This window comes from Actinoplanes sp. NPDC051633 (genome assembly GCF_040681735.1).
Lineage (GTDB): Bacteria > Actinomycetota > Actinomycetes > Mycobacteriales > Micromonosporaceae > Actinoplanes.
Genome location: NZ_JBFAZH010001045.1, coordinates 1 through 2,707, shown reverse-complemented (window position 1 = coordinate 2,707; position 2,707 = coordinate 1). Strand labels below are relative to the sequence as shown.

At 71.7% G+C, this 2,707-nt stretch carries 3 protein-coding genes and 3 pseudogenes; 4 read left to right on the top strand and 2 right to left on the bottom strand.

Annotation, left to right across the window (positions count from 1 at the left end; genetic code table 11):
• Window positions 1–123: 123 nt before the first annotated feature.
• The 4 genes and pseudogenes from AB0M20_RS36645 to AB0M20_RS36630 all read left to right on the top strand — a co-directional run bounded on the left by AB0M20_RS36645 (window position 124) and on the right by AB0M20_RS36630 (window position 1,422).
• Window positions 124–360 carry a helix-turn-helix domain-containing protein gene (locus AB0M20_RS36645; RefSeq protein WP_364305274.1) on the top strand — a complete coding sequence of 79 codons (237 nt, stop codon included), beginning with the start codon at window positions 124–126 and terminating at the stop codon, window positions 358–360.
• Window position 361: 1 nt separating this feature from the next.
• A pseudogene (locus tag AB0M20_RS36640) lies at window positions 362–544 on the top strand (Clp protease N-terminal domain-containing protein); the annotation flags it as partial.
• A 54-nt stretch (window positions 545–598) separates the two neighbouring features.
• Window positions 599–955, top strand: a pseudogene (locus AB0M20_RS36635) (Clp protease N-terminal domain-containing protein); the annotation flags it as partial.
• 47 nt (window positions 956–1,002) lie between these two features.
• Window positions 1,003–1,422, top strand: a complete 420-nt coding sequence (locus AB0M20_RS36630) for a hypothetical protein (RefSeq protein ID WP_364305272.1) — start codon at window positions 1,003–1,005, stop codon at window positions 1,420–1,422.
• A gap of 168 nt (window positions 1,423–1,590) precedes the next feature.
• Here the strand turns inward: AB0M20_RS36630 and AB0M20_RS36625 are convergent, their stop codons facing one another.
• Window positions 1,591–2,445: an aminoglycoside phosphotransferase family protein gene (locus AB0M20_RS36625; protein WP_364305270.1), complete on the bottom strand. Its 855-nt coding sequence runs from the start codon at window positions 2,443–2,445 to the stop codon at window positions 1,591–1,593.
• Window positions 2,442–2,707: pseudogene (locus tag AB0M20_RS36620) on the bottom strand (NAD(P)-dependent oxidoreductase); the annotation flags it as partial. The pseudogene AB0M20_RS36620 and the gene AB0M20_RS36625, both read right to left, overlap by 4 nt.

Genomic DNA, 2,707 nt, shown 5'->3' with positions numbered 1-2,707 from the left:
AGAAGACCGGCCGCGGCCGCTGATCTTCGTCAAGGAGCCCGGCGCTACTCGCGCCGGGCTTCTTCGTGCCTTGGCTGTCAACTTGGGTTGACACCTCGCCGATGTCAACGTAGGTTGACAGTCATGACCGAAGCAACCGACCTCGCCGCCGCCGCGGGCAGCGCCGATCCACGGGTCGGGCTGCGTGCGGTGGTGGCGCTGCGCCGCCTGCTGGAGAGCCTCGAGCTGCTCCAGGTGGCGAACGCCCGCCGCAACGGCTGGTCCTGGCAGGAGATCGCGGACGCCCTCGAGGTGACCCGCCAGGGCGTACACAAAAAGCACGCCGGCCGGGTGCCGGCGCAGGACCCACGGGAGGGCTGACATGTTCGAGCGATTCACCGAGCCCGCGCGCGACGTCGTCATCCGCGCTCAGGAGGAGGCGCGAGATCTCGACCAGCAGCCGATCGGCACCGAGCACACGCTGATCGCGCTGCTCGATTTCGAGCCCATCGCGGCGGCGCTGCGCACCGACGGCGTCGACGCCGCCTATGTGCGGGCCGAGGTGCAGCGCCGCGTCGGGCCGTCACACGAGTTCCGCCGCGCGGAGGAGGCGGAGGACGCGGCCGCGCTCAAATCCATCGGCATCGACCTGGACGCCGTCCGCCGCGCGATCGAGGAGAACTTCGGGCCGGGCGCGCTGAAGCTCCCTCGCGAACCGAAACGCAAGGGCCTCTTCAGCCGCTTCCACATGACCACCGGACACGTGCCGTTCTCGCCCCGCAACAAGAAGGTGCTGGAGCTGTCACTGCGCGAGGCGTTGCGGCTCAAGCACAACTACATCGCGCCCGAGCACATCCTGCTGGGCATCCTGCGCGAGGGCGAAGGGCTGGCGGTGCAGATCCTCGCCGACAAGGGCGTCGACCTCGACCGCCTGCGGGAGGCCGCCACCCGATCGCTGCACCACCCCGCCGCCTGACGGCCGCCCTCTTTTCGAACGAGGCCCGAGTGGGTACAGGGCCCGCCATGAACTACCGGGTGGAGTACAACGGCGGCGACATCGAGGTGATGACGCTCGACGCGGCGCTGGACAACGCCAAGAACGCCATCGCGACCGACATCGGGCCGATCAGCGGCTGGAGCGTCGAGCACGACGAGACGATCAACGACTGGTTCGTGCAGGGCGTCCTCAACGGCGAGAAGGTCGGTCCGACCGCGGTGATCTCCGGCCCGGAGCCGATGGTCGCGCCGGTGGCAGCCCCGCAGCACCCCGCCCGCGAGAGCGACGGCTGGGTGCAGCGGGCGTCGTTCACCGGCCCGACCGCGGCCGACATCTTCGCGGCGGCGACGAACTGGCTCAACGGCCGCGCCTCGGTGACCACGGTGACCGACGTGACGTGGTCAGAGGGCCGTCTGCGCATCTACTTCCACGACGCTGTGTCGTAGCAGCGTCAGTTTCTCCGCGTCGCCACTGCCCGCGTCGGACGAGTGGTAGCCGAGCCACCTTTCCGGGGGCAGAACACGTGGGTGGGCTACCACTTTCGCTGGCGCGACGCGCCGCACGCGAGGAGTGGTAGGCGAGCCACCTTTGCGGGGCGGGGACGCGTGGGTGGGCTACCAGTTTGGTGGGGGTAGGGACGGCCATGGGGGTGGCGGGTCGGTGGTGAAGAAGTGGAGCAGGTCGAGGAGGCGGGCGGCCGGTGGGGCGCTCCAGTGGCGGGCGGACGGCTGGGGCCTTGGGTCTCGCGTGCGGCCCAGCGCCCACAGGAGCCGGTGCCACAGGATTCGCGGCTCCCAGTCGCCGGGCGGGGCGCCCGCCTCCCGGTAGCCCGCCAGCGCCGCGGGGACCGATGCGAACGGCAGCTTCGCGAAGTCGACGGCCGGGTCGGCCAGTGCGGCGTCGCCCCAGTCGATCAGGCCGGTCAGGTAACCGTCCGGTGTGGACAACAGGTTCTGCGGTGCCACATCTCCGTGGACCAGGACGGTCGGCGGCGCGGCGGGCACGCGGGCCGCCAGCCGGGTGAACCACTCCCCCAGCCACGTCGCGTCGGCCGCTCCGATCCAGCCGTCGCGCGCCAGACCGTCCACTGTGGCGTGCGGATCGGTGAGGTCGTCCCGTGGAACCTCCGGTGGGGCCGCGGTGACGGTGTGAAGCTTGGCCAGCTCGCGGCCCACCTGGTCGGCGGCCGGAGCGTCGGTCTCGGTGCCGGGCAGGCGGGTGGTGATGAGGTACGGGGCGGGCTGTTCGGCGTACTCGACGAGGTCTGCGGTCTTGACGCCCGCGGCGCGGACGATCGGGATCACGGCGGCTTCCTTGCGCAGGTCGGCGGCGAACGACTCGCTGCGCGGAACGCGGAGGACCAGGTCGGCGCCGAGCAGGTAGGCGTGGTTGGCGACGCCGCCGGCGAGCGGGGTCAACTCCTCCGGCCGGCGTCCGATCGCGGCCAGGATCTCGGCGAGACCGGTCACGGGGAATCAAGGGCCGTGACGGGGAACGGGTGCTTCGCGGAGAAGCCGAGCAGCGTGCGTGCCCCGGTGAGATCGATGGGCACCGTCCGGCCGAGGAAGGGCGGGTGCGGCACGTCCGGGTGGTGCCGGGCCAGGAGGTCCTCCGTCGGGTACGGCGCCAGGGTCTCCGGCGCCGCGACGTACACCGTGTGGCAGCCCGGCGAGGCCGGTGTCAGCGCCGCCACCATCGCCCGCGCCGCGTCCCGCACATCCAGGTAGCTCC